At 67.6% G+C, this 14,914-nt stretch carries 14 protein-coding genes; 7 read left to right on the top strand and 7 right to left on the bottom strand.

What is annotated here, in order from left to right:
* Positions 1-60: 60 nt before the first annotated feature.
* Together NJ4_RS15225 and NJ4_RS15230 are read right to left on the bottom strand one after the other, a co-directional pair.
* Entirely contained in the window at positions 61-738 is a 678-nt protein-coding gene (locus tag NJ4_RS15225) for a response regulator transcription factor (protein WP_067436942.1), read from the bottom strand.
* Positions 735-1,865, bottom strand: coding sequence for a sensor histidine kinase (locus NJ4_RS15230; protein WP_067436945.1), 1,131 nt, complete (start codon positions 1,863-1,865; stop codon positions 735-737). Before NJ4_RS15230 ends, NJ4_RS15225 begins: the two co-directional genes overlap by 4 nt.
* Positions 1,866-1,984: 119 nt before the next feature.
* On the opposite strand from NJ4_RS15230, the gene phoU reads away from it, so the two are divergent.
* Positions 1,985-2,635: a phosphate signaling complex protein PhoU gene (phoU, locus tag NJ4_RS15235; protein ID WP_067436948.1), complete on the top strand. Its 651-nt coding sequence runs from the start codon at positions 1,985-1,987 to the stop codon at positions 2,633-2,635.
* Positions 2,636-2,884: 249 nt separating this feature from the next.
* Here the strand turns inward: phoU and NJ4_RS15240 are convergent, their stop codons facing one another.
* From NJ4_RS15240 to NJ4_RS15260, 5 genes are all read right to left on the bottom strand, one after another.
* A complete protein-coding gene (locus NJ4_RS15240) occupies positions 2,885-4,897 on the bottom strand; it encodes a M4 family metallopeptidase (RefSeq protein ID WP_082748704.1) in 2,013 nt (670 codons plus the stop codon).
* 225 nt (positions 4,898-5,122) lie between these two features.
* On the bottom strand, positions 5,123-6,028 hold the full coding sequence (locus NJ4_RS15245) for a hypothetical protein (protein ID WP_067436951.1): 906 nt from the start codon (positions 6,026-6,028) through the stop codon (positions 5,123-5,125).
* 176 nt (positions 6,029-6,204) lie between these two features.
* Complete coding sequence (locus tag NJ4_RS15250) at positions 6,205-6,948, bottom strand: phosphoglyceromutase (protein ID WP_067436953.1); 744 nt, start codon at positions 6,946-6,948, stop codon at positions 6,205-6,207.
* A complete protein-coding gene (locus NJ4_RS15255; protein WP_157551158.1) occupies positions 6,948-7,556 on the bottom strand; it encodes a copper chaperone PCu(A)C in 609 nt (202 codons plus the stop codon). Before NJ4_RS15255 ends, NJ4_RS15250 begins: the two co-directional genes overlap by 1 nt.
* A gap of 70 nt (positions 7,557-7,626) precedes the next feature.
* A complete protein-coding gene (locus tag NJ4_RS15260) occupies positions 7,627-8,412 on the bottom strand; it encodes a UbiA prenyltransferase family protein (RefSeq protein WP_067436959.1) in 786 nt (261 codons plus the stop codon).
* A gap of 213 nt (positions 8,413-8,625) precedes the next feature.
* Here NJ4_RS15260 and NJ4_RS15265 point away from each other — a divergent pair, with 213 nt between their 5' ends.
* The 6 genes from NJ4_RS15265 (at position 8,626) to NJ4_RS15290 (ending at position 14,866) form a co-directional block, all read left to right on the top strand.
* Entirely contained in the window at positions 8,626-9,111 is a 486-nt protein-coding gene (locus NJ4_RS15265; RefSeq protein ID WP_056685347.1) for a CarD family transcriptional regulator, read from the top strand.
* A 248-nt stretch (positions 9,112-9,359) separates the two neighbouring features.
* A complete protein-coding gene (locus NJ4_RS15270; RefSeq protein ID WP_245644585.1) occupies positions 9,360-10,187 on the top strand; it encodes an ABC transporter ATP-binding protein in 828 nt (275 codons plus the stop codon).
* Between the two features lie 74 nt (positions 10,188-10,261).
* Positions 10,262-10,981 carry an ABC transporter ATP-binding protein gene (locus NJ4_RS15275; RefSeq protein ID WP_245644586.1) on the top strand — a complete coding sequence of 240 codons (720 nt, stop codon included), beginning with the start codon at positions 10,262-10,264 and terminating at the stop codon, positions 10,979-10,981.
* On the top strand, positions 10,978-12,798 hold the full coding sequence (locus tag NJ4_RS15280; RefSeq protein WP_245644587.1) for an AMP-dependent synthetase/ligase: 1,821 nt from the start codon (positions 10,978-10,980) through the stop codon (positions 12,796-12,798). The genes NJ4_RS15275 and NJ4_RS15280 overlap by 4 nt, the downstream gene beginning before the upstream one ends.
* The gene (locus NJ4_RS15285; protein WP_067436965.1) at positions 12,795-13,718 is read left to right on the top strand and encodes a branched-chain amino acid ABC transporter permease; all 924 of its coding nucleotides are present in this window, start codon (positions 12,795-12,797) and stop codon (positions 13,716-13,718) included. The genes NJ4_RS15280 and NJ4_RS15285 overlap by 4 nt, the downstream gene beginning before the upstream one ends.
* Positions 13,718-14,866, top strand: a complete 1,149-nt coding sequence (locus NJ4_RS15290; RefSeq protein WP_067436968.1) for a branched-chain amino acid ABC transporter permease — start codon at positions 13,718-13,720, stop codon at positions 14,864-14,866. Before NJ4_RS15285 ends, NJ4_RS15290 begins: the two co-directional genes overlap by 1 nt.
* The last annotated feature ends 48 nt before the right edge of the window (positions 14,867-14,914 follow it).

The following is a 14,914-nucleotide window of genomic DNA, read 5'->3' on the forward strand; positions in this document are numbered from 1 at the left end:
ACGTTCGGACCCTGGCGACTGGCGCCGTCCGAGGGTCCGAACGTCAGGGAGTATCCAGAATCAGAGGTCGAGCTTGTAGCCCAGACCTCGCACGGTGACCAGGAACTTCGGCTCACCCGGGTCGGGCTCCAGCTTGGCGCGCAGCCGCTTGACGTGCACGTCGAGGGTCTTGGTGTCGCCGACGTAGTCCGACCCCCACACCCGATCGATCAGCTGGCCCCGGGTCAGCACGCGACCGGGGTTGCGCAGGAACATCTCGAGCAGCTCGAACTCCTTGAGCGGCAGCCGCTGCTCGTTGCCGTCGACGGTGACCACGTGGCGCTCGACGTCCATGCGCACCGGGCCGGCCTCGAGCGTGCTGGGCGACAGGTCCGGCTCCTGGCCGCGGCGGAGTACGGCGCGGATGCGCGCCACGAGCTCGCGCGGGGAGTAGGGCTTGGTGACGTAGTCGTCGGCGCCGAGCTCGAGCCCGACCACCTTGTCGACCTCGTCGTCCTTGGCGCTGACCATGATCACCGGGACAGTGGAGGTCTGCCGGATCACCCGGCACACCTCGGTGCCGGGAATGCCCGGCAGCATCAGGTCGAGGAGCACGATGTCGGCGCCCGCCCGATCGAACTCGGTCAGGGCATCGGGGCCGGTGTTGGCCACGGCGACCTCGAACCCTTCCTTGCGGAGCATGTACGCCAAAGCGTCGCTGTAGCTCTCTTCGTCTTCAACGACGAGTACCCGGGTCACGGATGTGCCTCCTGCTTTTTCCTGGGAAGGGACAGGGTGAATGTGGAACCCTGTCCCTCGACGGACCATACGCGGATGTCGCCACCATGGGTGGCCGCGACGTGCTTGACGATGGACAGGCCGAGGCCGGTGCCACCGGTGGAGCGGTGCCGGGCCGGATCGACCCGGTAGAACCGCTCGAAGATGCGGTCGATCTCCTCCGTGGGGATGCCGATGCCCTGGTCGGTCACGGAGATCTCGACGGTCTCGTCGGTGGCGCGGGTGGCCACCAGCACCGACGAGCGGTCGGGGGAGTAGTTCACGGCGTTGGCGACCAGGTTGCCCACCGCCACGGCGATCTGCTCGGAGTTGCCGAGGATCTTCAGGCCCTTCTCGCCGGAGGCGACCACCGAGAGTCCGCGCGACTGCGCGTCGATCATCACGGTGTCCATGGCGGTGGCGACGATGGCGTCGACGTCGACCGGCAGCGGCTGGTCGAGGGGGTCGTCGCCCTGGAGTCGGGAGAGCTCGATGATCTGCTGCACCAACCGGGCCAGTCGCTCACTCTCCACGATCATCCGGCCGGAGAAGCGCTCGACGGCCTCAGGGTCGTCGGAGGCCTCCTGCACGGCCTCGGCGAGGATCCGGATCGCGCCGATCGGTGTCTTCAGCTCGTGGCTGACGTTGCCGACGAAGTCTCGACGGATCGCCTCCACCCGACGCTCGCGGGTGCGGTCCTCGACCAGCACCAGCACCAGGTGCGCGCCCAGCGGTGCCACCCGCGCCGTGACATGGCGTGCGGGCACGGACGGCGTACGCCGCATGACGATCTCGGTCTCGCGAATCTGGCCGTCGCGGCGGACCTGTCGCACCAGGTCGGCCAGGGACGCGTCGTGCAGCTCGTTCCCCTGCACCAGGCCGAGGGCGTACGCCGGAGCCGAGGCCTTGAGTACGACGTCCGCGTCGTCGACGACGACCGCACTGGCACGCAGCACCGACAGCACGGCCGCGACGCCGGTCGGCACCAGCGGCTCGGCGGTCTCCGGGATCCGCTTCTGCTGCCTCTCGCTCATGACGAAGGCGAGCAGGACGCCCGCCACGAACAGGCCGATCAGCAGCGCATACAGGATCGTCTGCGATGTCGTCACGTCCTGATCGTACGCAGCGTTTCACCTGGAGTTCGCCAACGAGACCATTGCTTCCCACTGTTCACGCTCAGTTCACGCATCAGCGTCGGCTGGTCACTTGCGCCCTCTACTGTCGCTGCATGCGCGAGGCCTTCCATGACGAACTTGATTCCATCTTCATCGACCTTGCGGGCATCGCCCGCAAGGTCCAGCACGCCGTGGCGCGTGCCACCGAGGCACTGATGACCGGTGACGTTCACATCGCCGAGGAAGTGATCAGCGGCGACGAGGCGATCGACCTGGCCCGCGAGGCGGTCGAGGAGAAGTCCTTCGAGCTGCTCTCGCTCCAGCAGCCGGTGGCCGGTGACCTCCGGACCGTGGTGGCGGCCCTGCGCATGGTCGCCGAGCTCGAGCGCATGGGCGACCTGTCGGTGCACGTGGCGAAGATCGCCCGGCTCCGTGTGCCCTCGGTCGCGGTGCCGGCCCAGGCCGAGCCGACCATCCGCCGGATGGCCACGGTCGCCGAGATGATGACCGCGAAGACCGCCGAGATCATCGAGAATCGTGACGTCGAGGCGGCCGCCGACCTGGCCCAGGACGACGACGAGATGGACCGTCTGCGGCGCAACTCGCTCCGCGAGCTGCTCAGCGCGGACTGGACCCACGGGGTCGAGCCGGCCGTCGACCTGGCCCTCCTCGGCCGCTACTACGAGCGGATCGCCGACCACGCCGTCTCGGTGGCCCGTCGTGTGGTCTTCGTGGTCACCGGCGAGACCACGATCGACGCCTGACCGACGGAATCCGGACACCCTCCCACGGGCGGAGACGTCAGGGAGTGTGGGACCTGCGGGACGAAGCCGTCAGGAAGTGCCGCGAATTTCGATGGTCCCTGACGTTTCCGTTCGCGGGTACCGGGGCAGTGATGCTGTACGACGCGCGGGCGGGGGACGTGCGTCGTACGACATCGGCCCGCACCCCAGGTGGGAGTGCGGGCCGATGTCTTTCCCGGTCAGGCCCTCGGGGGACCTGGTCTCAGTGGGTCAGGGAGCGTCGTACGTCATCGTGTACGTGCCCGACCCGCTGTAGGACTGGACGACGTACGAGTAGGAACCCGCCGTCCCGTCGTAGCTGATCTCCTCGTGGGAGCCGGACGACAGGCTCGAGGCCACTCTCACCCACGCGCTGCCGTTCCACTTCTCCAGGTAGAGATCGAAGTCGGTGCCGTCCGGGCCGTCGATGCAGGCCTGGTGCGTGCCCGCGGCGGTGGACGTGTAGTAGCCGTTGGCGCCGGGCTCGTACTCGTAGTCGTTGCGTGAGGTCAGCGAACCGCTGTCGCTGAGCGCCAGGCTCGCGCAGTCGCCCTCACCCGGGTCGGGGTCGGTGCCACCGTCGGTCGTGCACGTGTAGTCGTTGGCCGGCACGTCGACGCCGTTCCAGGCCGACTCCACGCCGGCACACTCGGCGCTGTCGCCGCCGTACAGGTCGATCGCTGCGCGCACCGTGGCGTCACGCGCCTCGGGGTACGTCGTGGTCGAGGTCATGTAGGCGTCCAGAGCCTTGAACCAGACCTGCTCCACCTTCTCGCGACCGATGCCCTCGAAGGACGAGCCGTCGCAGGTGGGGCTGTCGTAGTCGACCCCGTTGATCGTCTTGGCACCCGAGCCCTCCGAGGCCAGGTAGAAGAAGTGGTTGCCCGGACCCGAGGTGTAGTGCGGGTCGTCGTTGCCCATCGAGGAGGTCCAGCAGTCATAGCTGGCGCCGTCCTTGGAGGGCTGGTCCATGTAGCGCAACGGCGTCCCGTTGCCGTTGATGTCGATCTCCTCGCCGATCAGGTAGTCACCGATGTCCTCGGCGTTGTTGGCGTTGAACTCGACCGAGGTGCCGAAGATGTCGCTGGTGGACTCGTTGAGGCCGCCCGCGTCGCCGTAGTAGACGAGGCCGGCCGTGGCCTCGGTGACACCGTGGCTCATCTCGTGGCCGGCGACGTCCAGCTCGGTGAGCGGGTTCTGGTTGTTCTCGCCGTCGCCGTAGGTCATCTGCTGGCCGTCCCAGAAGGCGTTGACGTAGTTGTCGCCGTAGTGGACGCGCGAAGGCACCCCCACGCCGTCGTCGAAGATGCCGTGCCGGCCGTGCTTGTCGAGGAAGTAGTCCCACGTCTGTGCGGCACCGTAGTGCGCATCGACACCGGCCGAGTGCGGGTCGGCCATCGTGCCGTCGCCCCAGTCGTCGTCCTCGTCAGTCATCACCGAGCCGCCGGACTGGCTGTTGCCGAGGTCGATGGTGGTGCCGTTGCCGCGCCCGGTGTCGGTCATCTCGAACCCACCGCTGACGGTCTTCGTGCCGATCTCGACCTCGCCGACGAAGATGCCGTGGCCGGTGCCGGTGTGGATCTCGTCCCAGCTGGCCAGGGTCTTGCCGCTCACTGCGTCGACCACGACGTGCAGGCGGCTGGGGGTCTGGTCCTTCCGGACTCCCTTGACCACGGTGTCGTACGCCAGCCGGTCACCGTTGTCTCCGGCAAAGACCACGAGCTCGGCCGACGAGCCGGTGACCTTGTGGCCGGCCGTCCTGGTCGCGGTGCGCACAGCCTGGGCCTTGCTGACCGTGGCGGTGGTGGCGGCCGGCGCGACGGCGGCACGGGAGGAGTGCTGGACGTCGGCGATCGCGCCCTTGGCGGTCGTGTGGACGATCATGTCCCCGCCGATGACCCGCATCCCCTTGTAGGTGCGCTGGTAGCGGATGTGCTCGGCGCCGTCGGCGTCCTTCACGACATCCTTGACCTTGAGGTCCTGCGTGGCCGCGAGGCCGACCCGCTTGGCCATCGTGTCCTGCTGGGCGCGGGCCGTCGCGATGAGCAGCTTCTGCTCCTTGACGGTGATCTTCTTGGCGGCGTTGCGTTGGGCCGCCTGGGTGTCGGACGTCTTGTCCTGGGTGGGCTTCTGGACGTCCTTGTCACCGCCATCTGCCTGCGCGTTCGGCGCGAGACACATCAGGGCAACCGTCGCGGAGGCCACCAACGTGCGGCGCCTGCGTGAGATGAGATTGTGACTCATTGATCTCTCTTTCCCGAGTTCGTGCCGGGGTCGGCACTGGGTCGACCTTCAGCCCGGCGTACGTCGGGAGGCAAGAGAGAGTGGCGCGTTAACTTTTGACTCGTGGGCGGGGTCGGTCAAAATCACAGGCGGGCCTGTGAATCTGCCCGATCAACGCGAAACTTCCCGTCAATCGGGCAGATTCACAGGTGAGCCTGTGATTTTGATCCCGGGTTACCCGGCCGCTCAGTGGTGCCAGGCCAGGCCGGTGGTGCCCGGCGCGCAGTCGAGCACCACGTAGTGGGCGTGGCCGAGCGAGTCGACGCTCACCCGGCGCCGGACCTCCTGACCCTCGTCGCGCGGCCGGTGGTATCGCTCCACCCACTCCGGGAGGTCGTCCGGGGAGAAGTGCACCTCGACGACGTATTCACGGATGGCACGGCCACAGCTGGCGTCGTACGACGTGTCGAGCGGGCCGGGTCCGTCGGCGGTGATCTCGTAGTCGAGCACGACCGTGTCGCCCCGGGTCAGCGGCTGGGCGAAGCGGAGTTCCGTGCCCAGCACCCGGTGGGCGGTGTCGAGGTGGCGCGCGGCCACCTCGGCGCCGGCATGCACGGTCAGCCAGGGGGTGCCGGCGGTGCGGTCCTCGAAGAACTGGGTGACGCCGATGCCCTCCAGGCCGTCGGCATCAGCCCTGGCCACCGTCCGGATGCGAACCGACTCGATGCGACGGGAGGTATCGATGCGGACGACATCGTGCTGGCTGATCCGGGTCAGGTGCTGGCCGCCGGACCGGGCCTGGACCTGCTCGGCGATCCGGCGTACGGCGTCCTGCTCGACGAACCTCGGCACCAGACCCACCTGCTGTGGGGCGCGCACCTGCCCGCGCGGGCGCGGCGGCGGGACCAGCACCCGCAGCGTGTGCGGAGCGAGTCCGAGCACGCTCTCCAGGTGGGCCACCACCATCTGCGACCGCTTGCGTCCGGGGACGCGGTTGCCGCTCTGCCAGTAGCTCAGCGTCGCGACGCTGACCTCGACGCCCCGCTCGGCCAGTCGCTGCTGGATGCTCTCCAGACACAGGCCGCTTCGATCGACTGCCCGGCGCAAGGTCGCGGCGAAGTCGTTCGGACGGGTGATGAGCGCGCTGGGCACGGGTCTCCGATCGTGACCCCATGCCATCCACCCCGGACGTCGGGAAATGTATCAGCAGAGCAGGTCAGCGCGCGTCGTCGTACGACGACACTGGTGCGGCGCCGTGGTCACTTGCGCGGTCTCACCACACGTGTGGAGCGACGAGAACCCCGCGTTGCACGGGGAAGAGATGAGCGTCAGCGGCCCTGGTTGGCGACCGCGGCGGCGGCTGCTGCGGCAGCCTCGGGGTCGAGGTACTCGCCACCGGCCACGGTCGGCGCCAACGCGTCGTCGAGGCGGTAGACCAGCGGCATGCCGGTGGGGATGTTCAGCCCGGCGATGTCATCGTCGCTGATGCCGTCGAGGTGCTTGACCAGGGCCCGCAGACTATTGCCGTGCGCGGCCACCAGCACCGTCTTGTCGGCGCGCAGGTCGGGCACGATCGAGGACTCCCAGTAGGGCAGGAACCTCGCGATGACGTCCTTGAGGCACTCGGTGCGCGGCATCTCGTCGCCGAGGTCGGCGTAGCGCGGATCGCCCACCTGGGAGAACTCGGAGTCGTCGTCGAGCGGCGGGGGCGGGGTGTCGAAGGAGCGACGCCAGGTCATGAACTGCTCCTCGCCGAACTCGGCGAGCGTCTGCTTCTTGTCCTTGCCCTGCAGGGCGCCGTAGTGACGCTCGTTGAGGCGCCAGCTGCGCGTGACCGGGATCCAGTGACGGTCGGCCGCGTCGAGCGCCAGCGCGGCCGTGTTGATCGCACGGCGCTGCAGCGAGGTGTGCACGACGTCGGGCAGCAGGCCGGCGGCCTTGATCTGCTCACCGCCACGCACCGCCTCGGCACGACCCTTCTCGGTCAGCGCCACGTCGACCCAGCCGGTGAAGAGGTTCTTGGCGTTCCACTCGCTCTCGCCGTGACGCAGCAGGATCAGCGTGTGGGCCATCAGTGGCCTTCGCCTTCACCCTCGTCGGATCCGCTGTGGTGGGTGAGCGCCGGGTCGACCGGGGTCAGCGTGTCGCCGTCCTGGCCGGCCCACTGGCCGTTGTTCTCCACGACGGGCACCTGGACGGTGACCGGGTCGGAGGTCTTGAAGGTGAGGGTCAGCTCGACCCAGCCGCCCAGCTTGAACGGGCCGGTCACGACGATGCCGGGCACCAGGGCGGCCTCGCCCTTGCCCAGGGTGTCGCTGGCGGTGGCGATGCGGGTGTAGCTGCCGGGCTCGATGTCGACCGGCTTGACCTTGGCCTCGACCGGGCCGCCCTCGCCGTCGTCGTCGCTCGTGCTGACCACCTTGCCGGAGACCGCGGTCAGCCGGTCGGCGTCGTCGAGGGAGTTGTTGGACAGCGTGGTCACCAGGGTGCCCTTGCCATCCTCGGTCGCCACGATCACGGCGTTGAGTACGTCGACCTCGGCGTCACGGTCGTTCGCGCCGGGAGCCGGTGTGTAGACCTTGTCCGTGGCGTAGTTGAACCCACACGAAGACAGCAGGGGTGCAGTGAGCACGAGGGTGCCGGCGGCGATGGCGCGGGCGATCCGGTTGCGAAGCATCATCTGAGGGCCTTTGGTGTCGTGGGCGGGCCGTGTCTGACCGGACCGCATCGTGCGGGTCACACCCTATCGTTCACTGGACGAGTCCGACGGTGAGGGCCGCCGTGAGAAGGGCCGCACCCACCAGCACCGTGTAGATCACCGCGATCACCAGCAGCTTGGGGGCCCCGGACTTCAGGGCGACCGCGAGCGGGAACGTCCTCGCGCCGTCCGCGTTGTCGTCGACCAGACCGGGCAGGGAGACCAGGACGTGCACGCCGATGCCGAGCAGGGCGGCACAGACGGTGATCGCCAGGGTCGGCGGGCCACCGGCGCCGTCACCACCCCAACCGCCGTAGGACAGGAAGGCCGGCATCAGGCCGAACGTGGCCATCCACGGGAGGTAGGAGAAGCGGCTGCGTCGCAACAGGCCGGCGTTGCCGAGCAGGGCGATCAGCAGGATGCCCAGCCAGGTCAGGCCCGACGTCAGTCCGTGCGCGATCGAGAGCGGGATCACCAGCAGCGCCGCGACCGCGATCGCGAAGACCAGCGTGCTCTTGTCCAGGTAGCCGGCGGCGACGGGCTTGCCCGTGCGGGCGTGGGCCTTGTCGCGATCGGCGTCGACCAGGTCGTTGTGCCACCCCAGCAGCACCTGGCCGACCAGCACGGTGATCAGCACCAGACCGCTCTCACGGGTCGAGCGACCGGCCAGGGCGGCCGCCACCGTCAGCCCGATCGTGACCAGCAGTGCCTGCCGGGCATGGCTGGCCCGGAACAGCGCGACCGGCAGGCTGCGCCCAAGCTCGAAGACCGCCCCCGGGGAGCCGTCGGCCCGCGACACGCGGACCCGCCGTGCGGGCTTGTAGTTCTTGGCAGACATAGGCCGAAGTATTGACCAACCCCCTGTGTTTGCAGGGTTTCGACGCGCACATCTCGTACGACGACCGCATCGTGACACGCACTCCAGATTCGTTGCCCACCACAGGCAATGCGGTTCTGTCAAGCCCGCAATGGGCACCTGACCTGCGCAAACGTGGAAACCGGTGTCTAGAACTCGTGTTAGACTGGTCACCTAGGAAGGGGTACTTGGCACATGACATTTACCGTCGGCGAAACGGTTGTTTACCCAAATCACGGAGCGGCTGTCATCGAGGACATCGAGACGCGCACCATCAAGGGAGAAGACAGGGAATACCTGGTTCTCCGCATCGTCGCACAGCAGGACCTCGTTGTTCGGGTCCCTGCCTGCAACCTCGACCTGGTCGGGGTTCGTGACGTCGTGGACAAGGAGGGGCTCGACCGCGTGTTCGACGTCCTCCGCGCCGCGCACGTCGAGGAGCCGACGAACTGGTCGCGTCGCTACAAGGCAAACCTCGAGAAGCTGCACTCGGGTGATGTGATGAAGGTGGCCGAGGTCGTCCGCGACCTGTGGCGCCGTGAGCGTGACCGCGGCCTGTCCGCCGGTGAGAAGCGGATGCTGGCGAAGGCTCGCCAGATCCTCGTCTCCGAGCTGGCGCTGGCCGAGCACACCAATGAAGACAAGGCAGAGGCGATCCTCGACGAGGTTCTCGCCAGCTGAGATTCGATCCAACGCATCACTGAAGAGCCCCCGCAGGGTCACCTGTGGGGGCTCTTTCGTGCGCCGGTGATGCCCACCAGAAACCTCCGACACGCTGGCGCAAGTGATCTGCGAGTCGCCAAAGAAGTCCGAATGTTCCCCTTTTGCCCGAAAGTTAGTGAATTAGGATTGACTAGAGGGGTGATCTGAGTCACTCTTGCATCCGACCCGATGTGTGGGCACGGGTGCAACAGAGGTGGGGTGTGGTTGTGGGGTCAACGATTGAACCGACGCTGGGGCAAGCCGACAAGGCGCTCGACGTCGAGAACCTCGAAGTTGTCTACAACGACGTCGTGCTCGTGCTGCGTGGGGTCAGCCTGAACATCGCGCGTGGCGCCATCGTCACCTTGCTAGGAGCCAACGGTGCCGGGAAGACCACGTTGTTGCGGGCCGTCTCCGGGCTCCTCGAGCTACACCGGGCGGACGCGACCAAGGGCAGTATCCGCTTGGACGGGCACGACGTGACTCGCCTGGCATCCGCGTCCCGGGTGGGCAAGGGGCTTGCGCAGGTGATGGAGGGCCGGCGGATCTTCACCTCGCTCACCGTCGAGGAGAACCTCCGGTCCGGCGGCATCGCGGCTGCCAGCAGGAGCGAGGCCAACGACACCTTCGGGCGCATGCTCGAGATGTTCCCCGTGCTGGCCCGGCGGTTACACGACGTCGCCGGCTACCTCAGCGGCGGCGAGCAGCAGATGCTGGCGATCGGCCGAGCCCTGATGTCGGGTCCTTCGATGCTGTTGCTCGACGAACCCTCACTGGGCTTGGCGCCTCGCGTCGTCGAACAGATCCGGGACGTGGTGGTCGAGGTGAACCGGCACGGCACCAGCGTGCTCCTGGTCGAACAGAACGCCGCCATGGCCCTGTCGATCGCCGATCACGGCTACGTCATGGAGCACGGACGGATCGTGCGCGAGGGGCCGGCCTCGTCGCTGCTCGCTGATCGCGACATCGCCGAGTTCTATCTCGGTGGCGGGACCGACCGGCGGTCCTATGCGGACGTCAAGACCTATCGGCGCCGAAAGACATGGGGAGCATGACGATGACTACGGCAGACCAGCAATCCGGCGAACCGCGCCTCCGGGTCCACGACATCTCCCTGGCCTTCGGGGAAGTGAAGACCCTGAACGGGGTCAGTTTCGATGTGAACCCGGGTGAGCTGCTTGCGGTGATCGGGCCGAACGGCGCCGGCAAGACGTCCATCTTCAACTGTCTGTCGGCGGTGTACCGGCCGCACTCGGGGTCGATCCACCTCGACGGACACAGCCTGATCGGGGTGTCCCCGACCAAGGCGGCCCGACTCGGCGTGGGGCGCACCTTCCAGAATCTCGGCCTCTTCGAACACCTCGACGTCGTCGACAACCTGCTGCTGGGACGCCACCACCTGATGCGTAGCGGTTTCCTGGCAGGGGCGCTCTGGCTGGGGCGCGCACGTCGCGAGGAGGTGGCCCATCGCGAAGCGGTCGAGCAGGTTATCGAACTGCTGGCGCTCACGCCGTACCGACGTACGCACGTCGGCCTGCTCCCCTACGGCGTACAGAAGCGCATCGAGTTGGGCAGGGCGCTCGCGATGGAGCCCAGGGTCCTGCTGCTCGACGAGCCGGTGGCGGGAATGAACCTCGAGGAGACCGAGGACATGGCGCGTTACCTGGTCGAGCTTCGAAAGGAACTGGGTGTCTCGATGATCCTGGTGGAACACGACATGCACCTGGTCATGGACCTTGCCGACCGGGTGCTGGCACTGGACTTCGGCACACCGCTCGCCACGGGGACCCCGGCCGAGGTGCAGGCGCATCCGGACGTCATCGCTGCCTACCTGGGAGGGGCCGCGTGAGCCGGGCGCAGGTGCCGGAGTGGGAGACACTGCCGCACGCGCTGCACCATCGGGCGATGGCCACCCCGGATCGGGTCGCGCTCCGCAAGAAGGACCTGGGGCTGTGGCGGACCTACACCTGGCGCGAGTACGCCGAGCGCGCGGCCGCCGTCTCCGCCGGCCTGCGTGCTCTGGGAGTGCAACCGGGAGATCGAGTAGCGGTGCATTCCCAGAACCGGCCGGCCTGGGTGATCGCCGACCTCGGAATCCAGGCGATCGGCGCAGTGACCGTGGGGATCTACCCGACCGCGCCCACAGCCGAAGTGGCCTACCTGCTCGATCATTCCGGCTCGGTCGTCGTGATCACCGAGGACGAGGAGCAGACCGACAAGGCCCTGCAGGCGCGGCCCGAGTTGCCCGAGCTGAGGCAGGTGGTCGTGGTCGATCCCCGCGGGGTCGACCACGACGACGACTTCGTGATGACCTTCGCCGCGCTGCAGCAGCGCGGCCGGGACAACTCCGCCGACCTGTTGGGAGACCTCCTCCGTGACATCGAACAGCTCGACACTTCCGCCGTGGCCACCCTCGTCTACACCTCGGGAACGACGGGGCCACCCAAGGGCGCCATGCTGAGTCACCGCAACCTGGTCGCTGCAGGGCGCAACGGTGAGCGGGGTTTCGGCCTGCGGCCCGGGGACGAGGTGTTGTCCTACCTGCCGCTGTGCCATGTGGCCGAACGCCTCATCTCGGAGGTCGCTGCACTCGCCTCCGGCTATGTCGTCAACTTCGGTGAGGACTCCGACACGTTCGCCCAGGACCTGCGTGAGGTGCAGCCGACGTTCTTCCTCGGCGTGCCCCGGGTCTGGGAGAAGATGATGGCCACGGTGACGATCCGGATGGGCGACGCCGACTGGTTCAAGCGCCTCACGTACCGCGCCGGGATGGCCATCGGGAGGGGAGTCGCACACCGTGCCTGGAAGCGTGGACGGCGAGGACCGCTGGACGCACTCCTGTATTGCCTGGGCTGGCTGGTCCTCTTCCGGTCGCTGCGCAGCCAGCTCGGCCTGGCTCGGGCCAGGCAGGCGCTCTCCGGGGCGGCGCCCATCGCACCGGAAGTCCTGGAGTTCTTCTGGACCATGGGGGTTCGTGTCGTCGAGGGGTACGGCCAGACCGAGAACACCGCTCAGGGCACCATGGTCCCGGTCGACGACGTCCGCCTCGGAACCGTGGGCAGAGCGGTGCCGGAGTGCGAGCTTCGCATCGACGAGCAGACCCGGGAAATCCTCACCCGGGGGCCCGCGACCTTCGTCGGGTACTTCCGCGACGACGAGGCGACGGCGGCCACGATCGATCCGGAGGGCTGGCTGCACACCGGTGACGTGGGCGAACTCGACGATGCGGGAATGCTCCGCATCGTCGATCGCCTCAAGGACGTCATCATCACGGCTGGTGGCAAGAACATCAGCCCCTCGGAGATCGAGAACCAGCTCAAGGTCTCGCCGTATGTGCGAGATGCCGTGGTGATCGGTGACCGTCGCAAGTACGTCACCGCACTGGTCGGGATCGAACTCGACACCGTCGGTGATTGGGCTGCGAAGAACCGCATCCCATTCACCACGTACGCCGACCTGTCCGGGAAGCCGGAGGTCGTCGCGCTGGTCGACGAGTGGGTGAGCTCGGTCAACGAGAAGTTCGCCCAGGTCGAATCGGTGAAGAGGTTCGCGCTCCTGCCCAAGGAACTGGACACCGACTCGGGCGAGGTGACCGCGACCCAGAAGGTCAAGCGTCGCGCGATCGAGGAACAGTTCGCCGACCTCATCGACGGGATGTACACATGAGCTCCTCTGGGTGGAACCTGACCGGCGACGCGCTCGCCGAGACCCTGTTCTCCGGAGTCGCAGTCGGGTGCAAGTACGCGCTGGTTGCCCTCGGCTTCGTCATCGTCTTCAAAGCGACGAAGGTGTTGAACTTCGCCCAGGCCAGCTTCGTGCTCGTCGGTGGATTCCTCTGTTGGCAGATGGCGGTCACGTGGGAGCTCAACTTCTATGTGGCCCTATTGGCCGCGATGGTGGGCGGCGCCGTCCTCGGGATGGTCGTCGAGCAACTCCTGATGCGTCGCCTCCTCGGTGAGCCACCATTCGCATTGATCATGCTCACGGTGGGGGTGCTCTACGTCCTCGACAACGTGACCACAGCAATCTGGGGTCCCGAGGACCGTGGCCTGCAGGATCCGTGGGGATCGCGAACAGTGGACCTGGGGGCGGTGAACCTGGCGGTCGCCGACCTCTGGACCATCGGTGTGACCTCGGCGGCCTTGCTCGCCTTCTACCTGTTCTTCGGCCACTCCAGCTTGGGCTTGGCGATGCGGGCCACGGCCGACGACCAAGAGGCGGCCCTGGCCGTGGGCATCGATGCCCGCACGGTGCACCGGGTCTCCTGGGCGGTGGCGGGAGCGCTCGGAGCCCTGGCCGGCATCATGCTCGCCTCCGGGGCCGGCTCGGTCGGCCCGGGCCTCGGCCTGATCGCACTTGTCGCGTTCCCGGCGATGATCCTGGGCGGACTCGAGTCACCACTGGGAGCAGTGGTCGGTGGGCTGGTGATCGGCATGGCCCAGCAACTGACGGCATTGCTCCAGCCGGAGTTCGCTCCGTGGCTGGGTTCGGGCTTCGAGAGGGTCGCGCCGTACGCGATCATGGTCGCGATTCTTCTGGTCCGACCCTATGGCCTGTTCGGCGAGCGAGAGGTCCGACGGATCTGATGAGTGTTCTCCCCTTCACCTCCCGGTCGGCGGCACGCGGCAGGCCGCACCGCAACATGGTCCTGACCCGTGCCGACGATCTGCGGTTGACCCGCGGTCCGTGGCGCAAGGCCTTCGCCGTCCTGCTCGTGGTCTGCTACCTGTCCTTGCCGCACTGGTACTCGGACGCGTCTCTGAGTGTGCTCACCCTGGTTGCGGCATTCGCCATCGGATCCATCGGCCTCAATCTGCTGGTCGGCTACACCGGTCAGGTGAGCTTGGGGCATGCGGCGTTCGTGTCCATCGGGGCCTTCGCAACCTCGGCACTCGGGGACCAGCGCGGGTGGCCACTGCCGGCGTACCTGGCGGTCGCGGTGTTGGTGGGGCTGCTGGTCGGCGCGATCGTCGGACCCTTCGCGTTGCGGCTGCGAGGCAACTACCTCGCCATCGTGACCATCGGACTGGTCTTCGTCGCCGAGCACATCTACCGGAACTGGGAGTCGTTGTCGGTCCCTGTGCGTGGCACTGCTCCGACCAGGAATGCCGCCATCGAGCTGGGGCCGCTCGACTTCGGCAAGGGCCTGCAGTTCGGCGACGTCGTCTACACCCGGGAGCAGTCCCTCTTCTGGCTCGCGTGGGCGCTGGTCGCGCTCACCGCGTTGGTGGCTCACAACATCACCCGCACCCGTTCGGGTAGGGCCATGCAGGCGGTCCGCGACCACGACCTCTCCGCCGAAGTCATCGGCGTGAACCCGGCACGCACGAAGGTCGGCGTCTTCGCTGTCTCGGGGGCGATGGCGGCGGCCGGAGGTGTCGTCTACTCCTTCACGCTCGGCGCGGTTGACTACCACGAGCTCTCGGGTGGTCGCGGGCTGTTCATGTCGATCACCTTCCTCGCGATCATCATCCTCGGCGGACTCGGCACCATCTACGGCTCGATTCTCGGTGCCTTCCTGGTCATCTACGGCCAGCGGTTCATCGCTGACAACGGTGCCGACGCGCCGATCCTCGGCATCCCCGTCGAGAAGGGCTGGCTGTCCACCGGCGAGTTGAACGGCGTGCTGTTCGGCCTGCTGGTGATCGGCTTCCTCCTGCTCGAACCACGTGGCCTGGCCGCCCTGTGGCTGCGGGTTCGACGGTGGTTCGAGAAGTGGCCGTTCTCCTACTGATCCCGCACGGCGCACGACCCGGCACGACAAACCCCTGAGAGAGGAACC

Source organism: Nocardioides jensenii JCM 1364 = NBRC 14755 (genome assembly GCF_001552535.1).
GTDB classification, from domain to species: Bacteria; Actinomycetota; Actinomycetes; order Propionibacteriales; family Nocardioidaceae; genus Nocardioides; species Nocardioides jensenii.

Excerpts from the sequence above, each read along its gene's own strand:
- phoU (WP_067436948.1), top strand. The coding sequence starts at position 1,985 with ATGCGCGAGGCCTTCCATGACGAACTTGATTCCATCTTCATCGACCTT.
- NJ4_RS15240 (WP_082748704.1), bottom strand. The coding sequence starts at position 4,897 with ATGAGTCACAATCTCATCTCACGCAGGCGCCGCACGTTGGTGGCCTCC.
- NJ4_RS15250 (WP_067436953.1), bottom strand. The coding sequence starts at position 6,948 with ATGGCCCACACGCTGATCCTGCTGCGTCACGGCGAGAGCGAGTGGAAC.
- NJ4_RS15255 (WP_157551158.1), bottom strand. The coding sequence starts at position 7,556 with ATGATGCTTCGCAACCGGATCGCCCGCGCCATCGCCGCCGGCACCCTC.
- NJ4_RS15260 (WP_067436959.1), bottom strand. The coding sequence starts at position 8,412 with ATGTCTGCCAAGAACTACAAGCCCGCACGGCGGGTCCGCGTGTCGCGG.
- NJ4_RS15265 (WP_056685347.1), top strand. The coding sequence starts at position 8,626 with ATGACATTTACCGTCGGCGAAACGGTTGTTTACCCAAATCACGGAGCG.
- NJ4_RS15285 (WP_067436965.1), top strand. The coding sequence starts at position 12,795 with ATGAGCTCCTCTGGGTGGAACCTGACCGGCGACGCGCTCGCCGAGACC.
- NJ4_RS15290 (WP_067436968.1), top strand. The coding sequence starts at position 13,718 with ATGAGTGTTCTCCCCTTCACCTCCCGGTCGGCGGCACGCGGCAGGCCG.